Origin of the sequence: Carboxylicivirga linearis (assembly GCF_018271995.1) — a bacterium.
Lineage (GTDB): Bacteria > Bacteroidota > Bacteroidia > Bacteroidales > Marinilabiliaceae > Carboxylicivirga > Carboxylicivirga linearis.
Genome location: NZ_JAGUCO010000006.1, coordinates 69,478 through 86,192, shown reverse-complemented (window position 1 = coordinate 86,192; position 16,715 = coordinate 69,478). Strand labels below are relative to the sequence as shown.

Below are 16,715 nucleotides of genomic sequence, written 5' to 3'. Positions count from 1 at the left end.
CTGTTTCCGCTTAAATATATAAGGTTTATTTGTTGCTTAACCTAAAAACATATCAGAAAGTTCCTGATCAAAGAAGAATTCCTCTTGATTGAAGGCGGGTTGTAAGTCATCCATCCATAATGCTTTGTTGCTGTATTTAGCAAAAAACGGACGAGCTACCCAATCGCTGTTGCGGCCTTGAATGAACTCCAATACAAATGCTTTTTCTCCTTTTACTTCGGTAACTCCAACAATTCGAACTTTACCTGGTGTGCAAGACATGCTTGGTCCGCGCACAGTACGGCATATACCGCTAACTTTAGTATAAGCTTTTTGGAATATCTCCCATGCATCAGCTAGCGAGACTCCAAAATATTTTTGGGCTCCTGTATCACGGGCAATAAACATATAGTAAGGAATTATTCCTAATTGAACTTGCTTTTGCCACATGGTTGACCATATTTCGGGTTTAGCATTAATGTGATTCAAAAGCGGAGACTGAGTACGAATCTGAGCTCCAGTTGCACGAATCTTCTTAATAGCTTGTTGTACGGCTTCTGTTTCCAACTCGCGATAGTGGTTGAAATGTGCCATAAAAGCTAATGATAAACCGGCATCGGTAACCTTTTTAAAGGCATTTAGCACCATGTCGGCATCATCATCGGTAAGGTATCTATAGGGCCAAAATCCAAGAGTTTTAGAGCCGATACGAATATTTCGCAAATGTGGTATGTTGGCTTCCACCAATGCTGTTAAGTATTGATCGATGATTTTGCCTTTCATCACCATTGGGTCACCTCCGGTAATCAATACATCTGTAATTTCAGGATGTTCTTTTAAATAGCCAATCACATAGTCTATCTCCTTCATGGCAAACTTCATTTCATCCATATTGGTGAATTGAGGCCAGCGGAAACAAAAAGTACAATAAGCATGGCATGTTTGTCCCTGAGCAGGGAAAAACAACATGGTTTCGTTGTATTTGTGTTGTACTCCGGTAAGTTTTACGCCATCATATTCAGGAACATTATATTCTAACTGTCCGGCGGGATGGGGGTTTAATTTTTCCCTTATTTTATTGGCTTCTTCCTTTATGGTTGCTTTATCGGCACCGCTTTTTAAAACTTTGGCCATATGATTAAAATCTTCTTCGGCCAGCATATTTTTTTGAGGGAAATTAAGAATGAAAATAGGATCTTCTTTATAGTTATCCCAGTCTATCAATTCGTCAACAACATAACTGTTTGTTTTGAATGGTAGAACAGTGCCAACTACTTCGATATTGAATCTATCTTCATCTGAAAGCTTCTCAATCTGTGGGATTTGACGATAATTGTGCAGCGCATAAATTCTATACTTCATAGGCGTAACTACTTATTTTGATGATTCGGCAAAAATGCACGTAATAAACATCGGTTTATACTAATCAGGCTTGATTGTAAATGATTATAACAATCGATATATTATGTATTTAGCCTGGTGTGAGACTCTTAGTTTTCAATCCCTAAAGAGCGCTGCAAAAGTAGTTTAAAAAAAAGTTATTTCAAAACAGCTCAACTAAAAATCAACACATACTTTAAGTTACTGAAAAACACTTCGGTAATCAAGTGTTATGCGTGCTTTTTGTATCTGTTGCTTACAATTAACATAGATTAACGTATCAATTCGTTACGGTTGGTATCGAGCTTTAGAAATACAAATAATAGCAAGGTAAAGCCCCATAATGAGGAGCCTCCATAACTAAAAAAAGGTAGTGGAATACCAATTACAGGTGCTAACCCCATAGTCATACCCATATTAATGGCAAAATGAAAGAAAAAGATAGATGCCACGCCATAGCCATAAACCCGACTAAAAGTTGAATGCTGCTGCTCGGCAAGGAAAATTAAACGAAGAAAAAGTGCTAAAAATAATACAACCACTACAACAGAACCTACAAAGCCCCATTCTTCACCAACAGTACAAAAGATAAAGTCGGTTGATTGTTCGGGTACAAAGTTAAATTTGGTTTGTGTACCTTCTAAAAATCCTTTCCCCATAAAACCACCTGAACCAATGGCTATTTTCGATTGAGTTAAATTCCATCCGGCACCTAAGGGATCTGATTCCAAACCAAGAACAACATTAATTCGGGTTCGCTGATAATCTGAAAGTACCTCCTCAAAGAAGTAATCAGCAGATAAAGTAAGAAGTATAGCACTCCATAAAATAAGAATATAAACGGGTAGCTTCTTTAAAGTTCGTTTTACAAATGATTTGACCAGTAAAAATATACTTGCAATTAGTAAACCAGGTAGAACAATGTATTCGGTTGGCCAATCTTTTTCTAGGAACCTTCGTAATAAATAGCCCAGACCTAATGTTATCAGGGTGATAAGAATGGGACGAACTAATTCCATACGCATTCCTTTAAGGAAAAGAACTATAAAAACACCTACCGCAATTAATCCAACGATAGTTGCATTCGGTACAACTAGAGTCAGCGTAGTAACCACTGCTGCAATTAGCCCAAATACCAGGTAGTATGGAGATAAACCTTCGCGATAGAATACCAGGATGAAAACAGCAAAAACAAGAGCTGATCCGGTATCATTTTGTAGGATAATTATAAGCATGGGTAATACCAGTATGCTTGCTACCTTCACAAAATCGCTAAACCTATTAAAACTAAAACCATATCTGCTGATAGATCGTGCAACAGCAAGCGTGGTGGCCAGTTTGCAAAGTTCAACGGGTTGGAATCGAACAGGACCAACTTCAAACCACGCTTTAGCTCCATTAACTTCTTTACCAAAAAACAAAACCATCAGTAATAAAAAGATGGTAATACCATAAAAGATGTATGAAAACTCAACAAAAAATTTACTGTCGGTAATAAGAATAACGCCAACAAAGAATAAGGAAAAACCTATCCACATTAACTGTTTGAAATATTCAAACTTAGTATCAAAAAACACAGGATTTTCAGGGTTAAAGTTGGCGGCATAAATATTTAGCCATCCAAACCCTACCAATAGCGTATAAAGCAATACTACAACCCAATCTATTTTTTTGACTTGATTATTCGGCATGTATAAAGTCTCCTTCTAACATTTTATTCTCATAATATTTATGTCGTCGTGGTATTTCACCTGTAATGTATTTTTCCATTAGCAGAGTTGCCATAGGTGCGGCCCAGGTACTTCCGTAACCAGCGTTTTCAACAATAACACTGATGGCTATTTTCGGGTTCTCTTTGGGGGCAAATGCAATAAAAACAGAGTGGTCTTCACCAAATGGGTTTTGCACGGTTCCTGTTTTACCACACATAGCAATGGAATCGTTCTGATAATATCGGGCCGTACCTATTTCACCACTATAAACTTTCGACATACCTTCAATTACCGAGGTTAGATTATGTGGTTCAATAGTTGTATTAATTCTATCAGTGTAATTCTCTGCCAAAGATTGATTTTCGATAGCCTTTACCACATGAGGGCTGTAATAGTACCCTCTGTTGGCAAATATAGCTGCCTCGTTGGCCATTTGTAAAGGGGTAACCAATAATTCACCCTGTCCAATGCCCAGTGAACGAACGGTTAAAGCAATCCAGTGTCCTTTATACAATTTATCGTAAAACTCGGCGGATGGTACACTACCTGTTATTTCATATGGTAAATCAATGCCCAATCGTTCACCAAAACCAAAGCTGCGAACATGTTCATACCATTTTTCATACCCATCATGTGTTTTAACTCCGGGACGTTCCAATGTTTGCTTAAAAGCCTGATAAAAGAATGGATTACATGATGTTTCAATGGCACCGACAGCTTCAATGGGTGTACGGTGATGGTGTGTACAGCGAATTGGTGTGGCTGATGGACCAGCGCAGTCGAATCGGGTGTAATCATTAATTGCTTCTTCCTGAAAGGCAATGGCAGCATTTACCAGTTTAAAGGATGATCCGGGTGAATAAGTGCCTTGTAAAGCTCGGTTGTTTAAGGGCTTTAATGAGTCGGTTGCCAGTGTGCTGAATCCTTTCCCCCGACTTCGGCCAACCAAAAGAGACGGATCATAACCCGGTGCCGAAACAAATGTCAGAATCTCACCGGAAGAAGGCTCAATGGCCACAATACTTCCAATTTTATTCTGCATTAGCTTTTCAGCATATTGTTGTAATTCAATGTCGAGTGATAAAGTAAGGTTTTGACCGGTTATAGCAGCAGTATCATATCTTCCCTCGCGAAATGAGCCTTTGGAACGACCATGAACATCCACCATTACATAGTTTACTCCTTTGGTACCTCGAAGTTCTTTTTCGTATGTTAGCTCTATACCGCTGATTCCAACGTAGTCGCCTTTTTCGTAATAGTTATCCTGATCGAGTTTGTTTTGCCCCACTTCACCCAAATAGCCTAGTACGTGCGCCGCTAAAGGATACTCATATTTTCTAAGTGATCGACCCTGAACGAAGAATCCTTTAAATTTGTACAATTTTTCCTGAAACCGTCCGTATCGTTCTGCACTCATCTGTTTGTAAAAAACCGATGGTTTGAAGGTTGATATTTTTCTGTTTCTAATATTTACCCTCATCTCATCAAACATGTTCCGCAAATCTTCCATTGTAATATCCAATGATTCACAAAAGTCTAAGGAGTCGAATGGAGCCAGTTCTCGAGGTACAACCATTACATCATACACGGCCTGGTTAGAAACCAGAAGTTTACCATTACGATCATAAATCAATCCACGGGATGGATACTGTGTAACTTTGCGTCGGGTATTACTTTCAGCCGAAAATTTATAAGAAGGATCATATACCTGCAAAACAAATAGTTTGCCAATGTATAGCAATCCTATGCCCACCATTATGGCTGCAATTACTAAGGTGCGGTTATTAATTCCTCCCACGACTTACCTCCCTTTTGTTTTACTGCGACCAAAAAGTTGCGATAGAAAGATTAATATCATTGTAAACACCGAGCTTGCCAATACTCTCCATAAGGTAGAGAAGAAATGTGTGATGGAGAATACTTCAATAAAGAATAAGGACAAATGGTGAATAAAAACCAGGATTAATGCATAACGTAAAAACCAACTGGGTCCGTAATATGCCATGGTAGGAATGGTTCCGGGTTGGTAGTCGTCGCGCGGAGCAAAGGCACGCAGTATTGTTGGTCGGAAAAAGGCCATTAAAACGGTAGCCGAAGCATGCATTCCCAAGGTATTACTGAATATGTCAATGCTAAAGCCCGATGCAAATGCAAGCACTAATAAAAGCCAACCAGGTGTTTCAAACGGAAGGGTGATGATAAACAACACATACAAATAGGGATTTACAAAACCACTAAACTGAATGTTGTTTAGTACCAACACCTGTATAAGTGTTAGAAAAAAGAAGTTGAAAATATATCTTGGTAATAAATTAATCATTTTCTGTTTCTTGTTCCAGTTCTAGTTGTTCTTCTTTCAATGGATGGCCAATTACCTCCACATAAGACAAATTCTTATAATCAACCGATAGTTTCACCTTGATATCATAAAAACTTTCGCCTTGGTTTAAGGTTACTTCTTCAACATGCCCAATTAAAATATCACTTGGGAAGATGGAAGAATAACCACTGGTTACTATCAAATCACCCACATTCACTTTAGCATGACGCGGAATTTCCCGCAAATGAGCAAATTGATAATTTCCACCGTTCCATTCCAGAGCACCAAAATAACCCGATGATTTTAATTTGGCTGATATCTTTAAACGTGTGTTAAGGATTGAGATTACGGTTGAATAATTGTCAGAAATATTTTTAACAATTCCTACCACACCTTTTGAAGAGATAACACCCATTTCGGCTTCTAAACCATGGTTGCGACCTTTGTTAAGTGTTAGGTAGTTAAATCGTTTGTTGGTTGAGTTGTTAATGACTTTCGCAGCTCGGTAAACATATTCCTGCTGACTCAAGCTGTCAAAGACCAGATTAAAGTAGTCTCTTGATGCTTTAAATGATTCGGGAAGACGACTTCGCAGATAGGCATTTTCCTGTGCCAACTCGTTATTAATCTGTTTTAGCATCAGGTATTCGGTACTGTTGCTGTAGCTTTCATACAAACCACCGGTTACATGGTTGGATGAGGATAAAAAGACAGACCGTTGATACGAGTTGTAATTGATGACGAAAAGAAGGGATATCAGTTCTATTAGGACGAAAAGAATGGTAAAATGATTCTTAATGATAAAACGGATAATACTTCTCATTGCAAGTGGTGGGTGTTTTCAGTAATAAAACAAAACTGCCTTGCCCGATCAGCAAGGCAGTTAAGGTGAATTAATTTTATTTGATAAGGTATGGTAATACCCTATGACGGTTTTTCAATGCAATACCGGTTCCACGAGCCACCGCATGTAACGGATCTTCGGCAATGTGGAATGGAATATTGATTTTGTCCGACAAACGCTTGTCCAAACCACGAAGCAATGCTCCACCACCGGCAAGGAAAATACCATTCTTTACAATGTCGCTATATAACTCAGGAGGTGTTTGCTCCAAAGCAGATAATACAGCTGTTTCAATTTTAGAAATGGATTTCTCTAAACAGTGTGAAATTTCCTGATAGGATACAGGTACTTCAATGGGTAACGCTGTCATTTGATTAGGACCCTGCACAATAAAATCTTCAGGTGGAGTTTCCAGCTCAGGAAGAGCAGATCCAACCTGTATTTTGATTTCTTCAGCAGTACGTTCACCTACTTTAATGTTGTGCTGGCGACGCATATATTCCATAATGTCGGCAGTTAAATCATCACCTGCAATACGGATAGATTTATTGGTAACAATACCACCCAACGAGATAACTGCAATCTCGGTAGTACCACCACCTATATCAACCACCATGTTTCCTTCAGGAGCTTCAACATCTAAACCAATACCCAAGGCAGCTGCCATTGGCTCGTAAATCATATAAACTTCACGTCCACCAGCATGCTCCGACGAGTCACGTACGGCACGAATCTCAACCTCGGTACTTCCGGATGGGATACAAACAACCATGGTTAACGACGGCGTGAACATTCGCGATTTATTATTGGTCATCTTGATCATACCTCTGATCATCTGCTCGGCAGCATTAAAGTCAGCGATAACACCATCTCTCAGTGGTCTGATTGTATAAATGTTATCGTGTGTTTTACCGTGCATCTGACGAGCTCTTTCGCCAATGGCCTCCAGTTTGTCTGTCTTGCGATTCAATGCCACAATCGAAGGTTCGTCTACCACAATTTTATCACCGCTGATGATAATGGTATTGGCCGTTCCCAGGTCAATGGCTATTTCTTGCGACAAGAATGAAAATAGTCCCATCCAATTAGTTTTTTAATGTTTAAAGTGTCTTTTTCCTGTAAAAATCATGGCCATGTCAAACTCGTTACAAGCTTCGATAACCTCTTCATCGCGAATACTTCCACCTGGCTCAACAATGTACTTAACGCCATATTCGTTGGCTGCTTCAATACTGTCGCGGAATGGGAAGAATGCATCTGAAATAAGAACTGCTTCTTTAATATCGATTCCTTCTTTCAGATTGAAACGAGGAATAGTTAAATGACGCAAACTGTCTAAACGGTTAGGTTGTCCCATACCGGCTCCGGTTAACCAGAAAGCACCGTCTTCGTTTTCGGTAACTAGCGCAATGGCGTTACTTTTAAGGTGCTTACAAGCTGTGATACCGAATTTAGCCAAATTCATTTTGTTATCAGCAAACTGACGTTTGGTTACGGTTTCAAATTTTTCGTCAACTCCTTCGTCTTCATCCTGAACCAAAATACCGCCACTCACGGAACGGATCAGTTTTTCGCCTGTGATAGCCTCCTTAATTGGAGTCTCAAGCAAACGAAGGTTTTTCTTCTTAGCAAATATTTCTAATGCCTCGTCGGTAAACTTAGGCGCAATGATAATTTCTACAAATCTTTTAGCAAACCATTCTGCAATAGGAGCGTCTACAGTGTCAGTGAAACAAATAATACCACCAAAAGCCGAGATTGGATCACCAGCCCATGCCAGTTCCAGCGATTTCATAATGTCGTCGCTCACAGCCAAACCGCAAGGGTTTAGGTGTTTTATAACCGATACGGCTGATTTCTTCTCTAAGTGAGTTACAGCATGGTAAGCATCACTGGCCGATTTCCAGGCAGCATCGGCATCCAACATATTGTTGTATGATAAAGCTTTTCCCTGCAATACTTTTGCATCAGCCAAAGCAGCACCTTCTTTGGTATTGTTGAATTTGTAAACTGTTGCTTTTTGATGAGGATTCTCGCCATAACGTAATACATCGCCATTATTCAGACTGATGCGTTCCATATCATCTTTCTCTTTGTTAAAGAAGTTGGAGATGGCTGAATCGTAGTGCGAAGAAACTCCAAAGGCAGCAGCGGCAAATTGCATACGATCTTCCAGAGTTGATTCTCCGTTCTTTTCTTTCAGGATGGTTAATAAATCAGCGTATTGATCTTTTGAAGGAACGATGATTACATCCTTATAATTTTTAGCAGCACCTCTGATTAAAGAAATACCACCTATATCAATTTTTTCAATAATGTCTTGTAAAGGAGCACCAGAAGCAACTGTAGCTTCAAATGGATATAAATCTACAATAACAAGGTCAATCTCTGGAATTTCGTATTGGGCTAATTGCTCCAAATCACCCTCGTTATCGCGACGAGCTAAAATTCCACCGAATACTTTCGGATGTAATGTTTTTACTCTTCCACCTAAAATAGACGGATAACTTGTAAGATCTTCTACACGCTCACAAGGAACATCTAATCCTTCGATAAAAGCTTGTGTTCCACCAGTAGAGTAAATAGTTACTCCCTGCTCGTGCAGCGTCTTAATTATTTCATCCAAACCGTCTTTGTGAAAGACAGATACCAATGCCGATTTGACCTTTTTTAACGTATTCATTTATATCCAATTAGTTCTTTAGCGCAAAAATAAGAAAATAAGCCTGTTTGGCAAAGGTGCTTTTTGCATTAAAACGCTTATAATATTACGGATTTTTACGATTATAAATATGCTTTGGACATATTTATTTTTATTGACGAGTTAATTTGAGATTTAGTATTGAAGAATTGGTTTTTTAGGAATTGTTTGCTTTTGTTAAGAAAAAAGACCTGATCTCAACCTTCAGCTGAAGAAGTAGTGATGTAGTTATTATTAAAGGATTAAATATTTAAAACCACAGATTAATCAGGTTATTCTCAATCTAAAAAGCTGTTTAATCACAATCATATTTGGTTCATCGCAAAGAATAAGCAATAGTTTTGTCACCTCAACCCACCTTCTCCTCGAGGAGAAGGAGTTGTTACTTGTTATTTTATCGTCTTGTCTTCCTCTCCTTGAGGAGAGGATCGAGATGAGGTGTTAAAAAATAAGGAACGGTTCTCTATCAGCAAAATGCAAACAAAGAATCGTTCCCTATTTCTTATATATTCTAATTACTACTCTTCTACTACCTCATTTTCTAAATGCTTAGCCAGGAATTTTTCCATGGCATTATAAAAATCAAAGCGATTTTCTTCGTTGCGAAAGCCATGACCTTCATCGTCTTTCACCATGTATTCTACATCTACACCACGTTCTTTCATGGCTGCCACCATTTGGTCCGACTCATCTTTATTAACTCGTGGGTCGTTAGCTCCTTGTGCTACAAATAAGGCAGCGGTTATTTTATCTGCATGAAAAACAGGGGATGCATCTGCCAGCAACAAACTGTCTTGTACCGGATCGCCAACCATCTCATAAAGCATTTGCTTGTAGGGTTCCCAGTAAGGAGGAATGGTGTTCATAAAAGTAAACAGGTTACTTACTCCCACATAATCAACACCGCATTTATATAAATCGGGAGTAAAAGTTAAACCGGCCAGAGTAGCATAACCACCATAACTGCCTCCATATATAGCAATACGCTCTTTATCGGCAATGCCCTGATCAATCAACCATTGTACACCGTCGGTAATATCATCTTGCATGGTACGACCCCATTGTTTAAATGATGATTCCCAAAACTCACGACCATAACCGGTTGATCCTCTGAAATTCATTTGGAGAACAGCATAACCACGATTGGCTAAAAATTGTATCTCAGGATTGAAACCCCATTCGTCGCGTGCCCATGGTCCGCCATGAGGATTAATGACAACCGGAAGATTCTTGGCTTCAATACCAACAGGCAGAGTTAGATAACCGTTGATTGTTTTACCATCGCGGGAAGTGTATTTGATCGGTTTCATCTTTGCCATTTGTGATTCGTCTAACCAGGGACTGATATCTGTTAAGTGTGTAAGCTTATCTTTTTGAGTATCTAAAAAGTAATAGGCACCCAAGGAGCGGTCGCTATAGGTGCGAACTAAGAATTTATCTTCTTCTTTGTTTGAACTTACAAGGTATACATCGTATCCGGGTAATTCTTTTTCAACTCGTTCATAAAGTGCTTTTGTCACATCATCAAAGAAATGACGGCCTTGCATATCGGTTACATAAGTAGCAGTTGTTAAAACTTTACGTTTTTCAGAATAGTTTAATCCACTCACATCCACATCAGGATGGCTGAATAATACTTCTTTTTCTTCAGCGCTTGAAGGATCAAAAATCACTATTTCCGACTTATCTCTTCCAATATTAGATGACGCGTACAGCATCTTATTATCAAAAGTAAAAAACAAAGGATTTAATGTTTCTTTAAATGAGGTGGTAAGGATATTCTTGAATTCATTTTCTTCTGTTTCGCGATACAATAAACTTTGGTTGATCATATCAGTCATTGCTATGGCTGCTCTTAGTTTACCCTCATGATCGGTAATCCATCCTGCAATATTACCTGGATTTTCGTATAGCAACTCCATTTCTCCGGTTTCTATATTCAAACGATAAGGATCAAAAACCTGAGGGTTGCGTTTGTTCATACTTATTATAACCTCTTCAGGTATATCTTTCAGGTCGTCAATAATGCCCGCTCGAACATTTTCAAAATCGGTGAAACAGATCAGGTTCGATCCATCAATATCAACACCGTATATTTTATAGTTTTCGTTACCCCCATCATCTTTTACATACAAAATTCGATTGTTGTTAGCCCAGAAATAACCGGCTATATCTCTGTCGGTTTCAAAGGTGATTTGAGTAGTACCCTCTTCACCAACCTTCTGGACAAATATATTCATTCGGTTTTCGTACGGTGCTCGATACGAAAAGTATTCACCATCAGGCGAAATCTGAAAACTGGTTTTATCAGGGTTTTTAAAGAAGTCCTCAAGAGGAAGGATAGGAGCGCGCTGTTCCTGTTTGGGAGATGAAGTGCAACTTGTAATCAGTAAAGTTCCAATCATCAATAGACTTAAAACTGGGTGATTTTTCATTAGATATAGGTTTAAAGATGTTTTTTAAAGTATTGAATTTACGAATTGTTTTAAACTAATGCAAGGTAGGTGATTGTTATACAGTGTGTTAATTTATTTATGTAGTTGTGGGGCTTGAATAATAGCGAATACAAAAAAATATTAATCTAATCTGTATTGAACAGAAATTAACTTTCAATGTTCAAATAGATATGTTAAATTTGTAATAATCCACCTGCTATAATCTAACCCCATGATGAATAGTAGTTTAATATTAAACTGTACACAACAGTATCGTAAGATTAATTTAACCGAAGTATGCCACATGTATTACATAGATGGTGTGATTACTATTGAATTGCATGATGAAGAAAAGATATTGTGTTGTATGGCTTTAAAAGAAATTGAGGATAAGCTTCCGCAGGAATTTGTGAAGATTAACCGCAATACAATTATCAATGTTCTGTTTTTGGTTGCTTTTTATAAACATACACCTAAGGTAACCATGGAAAACGGTCGTTCATTTACTGTTTCTCGTCGTAATATTTCAATGCTGGTAAAAAAAATAAAGCAGCACTATCTGACTGTAAACTCCTAAGTCGGTTATATTTTCTTTTTCAGAGCTAATCTTTGGCAAAAATTGCTATTAAAACGGATCGATTCTTTATAAACATTTTGTAAATAATTATAATAGTATTGAATTAACACAGCTTAATTTTGCTCGTGGAAATCAACTTGGTTTACACTTCTAATCATGCATATGTTGCATGATTTTGTAAACAAATTAATTAACTGAATATGAAAAAATCTACCTTTATTAACATACTCATCCTGATTCTTTTATCGGGGCAAATAGTTGCACAAGGATTTAAGCATCCAGGCATGCTTCATACCGAAGAAGATTTTGTCCGAATAAATGAACAGCTGGCAGCCAATAATCCTGCCGTTGTAGCCGGTTATAATAATCTCAAGAACAACGAATGGTCACAATCCGATGTGGCAACCTGGCCCGTGGAAGTTATTAAAAGAGGTGTTACCGGCGATGAGAATTATATTAATGCCGCACGTGGAGCGCATGCTGCTTACCTTAATGCCTTGCGCTGGAAAATTAGCGGTGATGTGGCTCATGCTAACCGGGCTGTATATATTCTTAACAGCTGGGCAAGTGTCACTAAGGATGTAACCGGTAATACCAATATGTCGTTGGCTTCAGGTTTGTATGGTTATGAGTTTGCCAATGCAGCTGAGTTAATGCGCGATTATGAAGGGTGGGATCCGGATGATTTTAAAGCCTTTCAATTGTGGATGCAAAGAGTATGGTATCCTAAGTGTTACGATTTTTTAAGTAGAAGGCATGATACATGGGCCAACGGAACACCCGGTCATTATTGGTCGAATTGGGGCTTATGCAATGTTTTGGCCATAATGAGTATCGGAGTTTTGTGTGATGATGAGTTTATCTATAATCAGGGAGTTGCCTTTTATAAGTACGATAAGGTTGGGACTTTTAAAGAAGATCCATCTCTTACCAATGTTGATAATTGGGGCTTGACTGAATTTATCGGTAACCTGGTGCCGGTAGTGCATGAAGACGATCGAGGGCCTTTGGGGTATTTAGGTCAGATGCAGGAATCGGGACGAGACCAGGGCCACACCATGATGGCTGTGGGATTAGCTGTTGATATTTGCGAGATAGCCTGGAACCAGGGTGATGACTTGTACGGTTATATGGATGATCGCCTGCTAGCCGGAATAGAATTTGTGGCTGCTTATAACACAGGTGTTGATGATGTGCCGTGGACAGATTATTGGTACCATGACGTGAGAACCGATTATTGGAATTCATGGAGACAAACAGGACCTAATGGAGGATCAAGAGGTCAATTCAGACCTTTCTGGGATAGAATATTAGGCCATTACGAAGGGCGTAAAGGTATTGCACTGAATTATGCTCATGATATGGCTGATATGGTGGTTGCTGATGATGGTGCCTGGGGTGGAACCAGTGGTGGATACGATCATTTGGGTTTTACCACTTTAACTTGTACTCGTCCCGCAATTACTGAGGCTGATGCTCCCATTACTTTAGGTGCTTCTATTTTGTATGATGGAGTTACTTATAATCAAGGCGAATTAAATAATGTTACTCCAGGCAGTCAGTTAACCCTTATGCCATTATTACCAGATGGAGAAACAGATACCGGTAACTGGTTGTGGAGTAATGGAAGTACATCAAAAGATTTGCAAATAGAAGCTAATAATAGCGGTTTGTACAGGGTAACTTATACAAATGCGAATGGAGTGGAGAGTACCCAGATGTTTAGTATATCTATGCATGGTGATTGTTTGCCCGATCAGTATTTCTATTCGATAACCACTGATGATGGGGTCGTTAATGACTCAGTGGTAACCGTGAATCAGAATTCAAATGTCATTATTTCGGTTTGGGCATCATCATGGCATTCGAGCTATGAATGGAATACCGGAGAAACAACGAGTAGCAAAGAAGTAACTGTAAATACTAATGACACCGTGATTTCTGTTACTGGTACCAATATGGGAGGAGCTGAATCAGTCATTAACTTCCATATTAATGTAAAACCCATAGGCCCGGCTTATCAAGTGGGTGAAGCTGCTATTGTTTATAGCCCAAAGGTGTTGGTGGTAGCCGGCCAATCAGTTACTCTGATGCCAACTCTAAAAGAAGGCATCGAAGGAGGAACCTGGCAGTGGAGCACCGGCGAAACATCACAAAATATAGTATTGAATGATGTACAGGAAGAAAGAGGTATAACCGTAACTTATTCAATAGATGGAACTGATTATTCGCTAAATTATTCAATTGTATTGGTACCCAGTGAAAATGCATTTGCTTATTATCCTATGGATGAAGAAGAGGGTAACACAGTTATTGATGTGTGGGCCGGAAATGATGCCAACTTAAATACCTGTTCTTATACCGGTATGGGAGCCAACAATAGTGCAGTGTGGTTAGATGGTAACTCTGAATCTTATTTGCATCTTCCGAATAATTTGGTGAGTAATCTCAATGATTTTACCATTGCCGTTTGGATTAAACCCGATGAGTTAAACGATTGGTGTCGCGTTTGGGACTTTGGAAATAATACCAATTACAATATGTTTCTTACTCCAAAGGCAAACGATGGTTATATTCGTTTTGCCATTAAAGCCGGAGGGAGTGAGCAACAAATAACTACTACAAAGGCATTGCAAGCAAATAAATGGACTCATCTGGTGGTAACAAAATCGGGTAATACAGCTAAGCTATATGTTAACGGAGTAGAAGCAGGAAGTAATTCTTCAATGACAATTAATCCTTCTGATATGGGATATACTGCTCAAAACTATGTAGGCAAATCGCAGTGGCCCGATCCATTATTTATAGGTACTATTGATGAATTAAAAATATACAGAGCTTCAATGACCCATACAGAAGTTGTGGAGATAATGGAAGAAGTAAAACCATTTTATGCTGGCTATAAATTGGATGCTGGCGACCTTGTAAACGATAGCGTTATCTCGGTATTAGCCGGTCAAAGTGTTGAACTGATTCCCACGTTCAAGCCGGGTATGGTTATGACATCCGGCAGCTGGCTATGGAGTGATGGAAATACTACACAAAACCATGTGTTTGAAAATGTGCAGGAATCATCGCAAATAACAGTTGCTTATACCTACAAGGGAGTTTCGTATAACCAGACTTTTTATTTAAATCTGTCGGAAGATGTAACATCAACTTATCTTAATAATCCGGGCTTTGATATCAATTGTAATTATACCGAAACAACCGGCACAGGCAGTAATCTTGGCCCCGGATACGGAGCTGCTGAAACCATTGAAGGATGGACCCGTGTTCAGGATGGTGAATGGGTAGCTGCATCTACTTTTGAGTATGGATACCTGGGGACTTTAAATGGTATTAGTATTCCTTCCGCAGGATCAGACGGTGCAGTAGGAAGCGGAGCAGGAGCTTTGGGCATCACTGCCGGATGGACAGGTTCTGCCGTATACTATCAGAATGTTACTTTACCTGCAGGTAGCTATAATCTGGAGTATGCTGTATATAATGCCAATAGCGCCACTCAGGGTGAATGTCTGGCAGGATGGATTCCTCAAAGTGGAACTGCTGTTCTTTCATCTAAAACATCTTTTGGATATGGAATATGGGAGTCGGAAATAGTAACATTTACACTGGATGAAGAAACAAGTGGAAAGATACAGGTAGGAATGCAATCGGAAAATGCCGGTACAGGTGATCATGCCAAAATCTTTTTCGACTATGTAAACCTGAAAGTTTTTAATGACCAACCAACCAATATTCCTGCCAATGACAGAAAGGAATCAGGGATATCAATTTATCCAACTGCCTCAGCCAATAACTTTACTTTGAAAACCACAGGTGAAAAGGCGATTGTTAGAGTTTACGACCTTGCCGGAAATCTTGTGCAGCAATGGTCAGCTTTTGAAGCAGAAACCACTTTTACCCTGCCTGTATCGCAGTTATATATTGTTAATGTCAGTACCCAAACAGCCACCGAGACTTTTAAAATAATTAAAAACTAGCCTTAATAACAATTGAGTCGTTGAATTGCCATTGTTGCAGTTCAATGGCTCAATATTACTCAATTGCGATCCATCTTCAGATACAAGCTCAGCTTAAAAGCCCTTTCTCTGTTTTTCCGTTCTTCTTTTTTTGCAAATCAGTTACTGTCATCCATACAGGACTCCCGATTATTTGAAGATGACCAGGTAAGCAAATCCTAACAATCAGTTTCACACTTCCGTCTCCTGTCTTCTTTAGCCATTAGCCTTTCTACTTTTTACTTAAGAGTATAATTTTACTATTGTCTTTAATGTTGGATTACTAATTAGGTGCCAAGTAGTTCAACAATTCTACATTACAATCTATAGTGTAAATATTTTAAAATTTCGCTTCGGTCTTCCGTCTTTTTTACCGCTTATCCAGAAATAGCGACCGCTCATCCTCTAAAATAAACCAGACATTGGCATCTTTTATTATCCCTCCTTAATTTGGGTACTAGTAATATTTAACCCATGCCAATGAAAACTGAAACACTTAACACCTCGTAAAAAATAATGCTGTCATAAGTATCTTGAAAAATATGGTAGCGACTTTCATTATGGTATGTTGCAGGTGATGAAGCCAATAATAACCAGACTAAAGATGGTTTTATCTCTCATAGTGGTTTGGCTTACGAACGTATCTATCCGCAGATTGCCACCGAGCTGGTAGCAGGCAATAAGGTATTTATTCACTATCGCGATACTGTGGCTCCTTCCATGCAAACCCAGGTTACCAATCATAAAAAGATAGATACCGAAA

Annotated in this window: 10 protein-coding genes; 2 read left to right on the top strand and 8 right to left on the bottom strand. The window is 38.9% G+C overall.

What is annotated here, in order from left to right:
• Positions 1-36: 36 nt before the first annotated feature.
• The 8 genes from KEM10_RS10530 to KEM10_RS10495 form a co-directional block, all read right to left on the bottom strand.
• Positions 37-1,341, bottom strand: coding sequence for a KamA family radical SAM protein (locus KEM10_RS10530; RefSeq protein ID WP_212215959.1), 1,305 nt, complete (start codon positions 1,339-1,341; stop codon positions 37-39).
• Positions 1,342-1,631: 290 nt separating this feature from the next.
• Positions 1,632-3,050: a rod shape-determining protein RodA gene (rodA, locus tag KEM10_RS10525; protein WP_212215958.1), complete on the bottom strand. Its 1,419-nt coding sequence runs from the start codon at positions 3,048-3,050 to the stop codon at positions 1,632-1,634.
• Positions 3,040-4,869 carry a penicillin-binding protein 2 gene (mrdA, locus tag KEM10_RS10520; protein WP_212215957.1) on the bottom strand — a complete coding sequence of 610 codons (1,830 nt, stop codon included), beginning with the start codon at positions 4,867-4,869 and terminating at the stop codon, positions 3,040-3,042. Before mrdA ends, rodA begins: the two co-directional genes overlap by 11 nt.
• Positions 4,870-4,872: 3 nt before the next feature.
• Positions 4,873-5,391, bottom strand: a complete 519-nt coding sequence (gene mreD, locus KEM10_RS10515) for a rod shape-determining protein MreD (RefSeq protein WP_212215956.1) — start codon at positions 5,389-5,391, stop codon at positions 4,873-4,875.
• Positions 5,384-6,214 (bottom strand): rod shape-determining protein MreC, encoded by an 831-nt coding sequence (gene mreC, locus KEM10_RS10510; protein WP_212215955.1) that lies wholly within the window; start codon positions 6,212-6,214, stop codon positions 5,384-5,386. The genes mreD and mreC overlap by 8 nt, the downstream gene beginning before the upstream one ends.
• A 76-nt stretch (positions 6,215-6,290) precedes the next feature.
• A complete protein-coding gene (locus tag KEM10_RS10505) occupies positions 6,291-7,316 on the bottom strand; it encodes a rod shape-determining protein (RefSeq protein WP_212215954.1) in 1,026 nt (341 codons plus the stop codon).
• 12 nt (positions 7,317-7,328) lie between these two features.
• A complete protein-coding gene (purH, locus tag KEM10_RS10500; RefSeq protein WP_212215953.1) occupies positions 7,329-8,918 on the bottom strand; it encodes a bifunctional phosphoribosylaminoimidazolecarboxamide formyltransferase/IMP cyclohydrolase in 1,590 nt (529 codons plus the stop codon).
• 536 nt (positions 8,919-9,454) lie between these two features.
• Positions 9,455-11,371: a S9 family peptidase gene (locus KEM10_RS10495; RefSeq protein WP_212215952.1), complete on the bottom strand. Its 1,917-nt coding sequence runs from the start codon at positions 11,369-11,371 to the stop codon at positions 9,455-9,457.
• A gap of 232 nt (positions 11,372-11,603) precedes the next feature.
• Here KEM10_RS10495 and KEM10_RS10490 point away from each other — a divergent pair, with 232 nt between their 5' ends.
• Complete coding sequence (locus KEM10_RS10490) at positions 11,604-11,948, top strand: LytTR family DNA-binding domain-containing protein (RefSeq protein ID WP_212215951.1); 345 nt, start codon at positions 11,604-11,606, stop codon at positions 11,946-11,948.
• A 200-nt stretch (positions 11,949-12,148) separates the two neighbouring features.
• Positions 12,149-15,934 carry a LamG-like jellyroll fold domain-containing protein gene (locus KEM10_RS10485; protein WP_212215950.1) on the top strand — a complete coding sequence of 1,262 codons (3,786 nt, stop codon included), beginning with the start codon at positions 12,149-12,151 and terminating at the stop codon, positions 15,932-15,934.
• The last annotated feature ends 781 nt before the right edge of the window (positions 15,935-16,715 follow it).

What these genes read in the sequence shown, in the direction of transcription:
- KEM10_RS10530 (WP_212215959.1), bottom strand. Translation starts at nt 1,341, where the DNA reads ATGAAGTATAGAATTTATGCGCTGCACAATTATCGTCAAATCCCACAG.
- rodA (WP_212215958.1), bottom strand. Translation starts at nt 3,050, where the DNA reads ATGCCGAATAATCAAGTCAAAAAAATAGATTGGGTTGTAGTATTGCTT.
- mreD (WP_212215956.1), bottom strand. Translation starts at nt 5,391, where the DNA reads ATGATTAATTTATTACCAAGATATATTTTCAACTTCTTTTTTCTAACA.
- mreC (WP_212215955.1), bottom strand. Translation starts at nt 6,214, where the DNA reads ATGAGAAGTATTATCCGTTTTATCATTAAGAATCATTTTACCATTCTT.
- KEM10_RS10505 (WP_212215954.1), bottom strand. Translation starts at nt 7,316, where the DNA reads ATGGGACTATTTTCATTCTTGTCGCAAGAAATAGCCATTGACCTGGGA.
- purH (WP_212215953.1), bottom strand. Translation starts at nt 8,918, where the DNA reads ATGAATACGTTAAAAAAGGTCAAATCGGCATTGGTATCTGTCTTTCAC.
- KEM10_RS10495 (WP_212215952.1), bottom strand. Translation starts at nt 11,371, where the DNA reads ATGAAAAATCACCCAGTTTTAAGTCTATTGATGATTGGAACTTTACTG.
- KEM10_RS10490 (WP_212215951.1), top strand. Translation starts at nt 11,604, where the DNA reads ATGATGAATAGTAGTTTAATATTAAACTGTACACAACAGTATCGTAAG.
- KEM10_RS10485 (WP_212215950.1), top strand. Translation starts at nt 12,149, where the DNA reads ATGAAAAAATCTACCTTTATTAACATACTCATCCTGATTCTTTTATCG.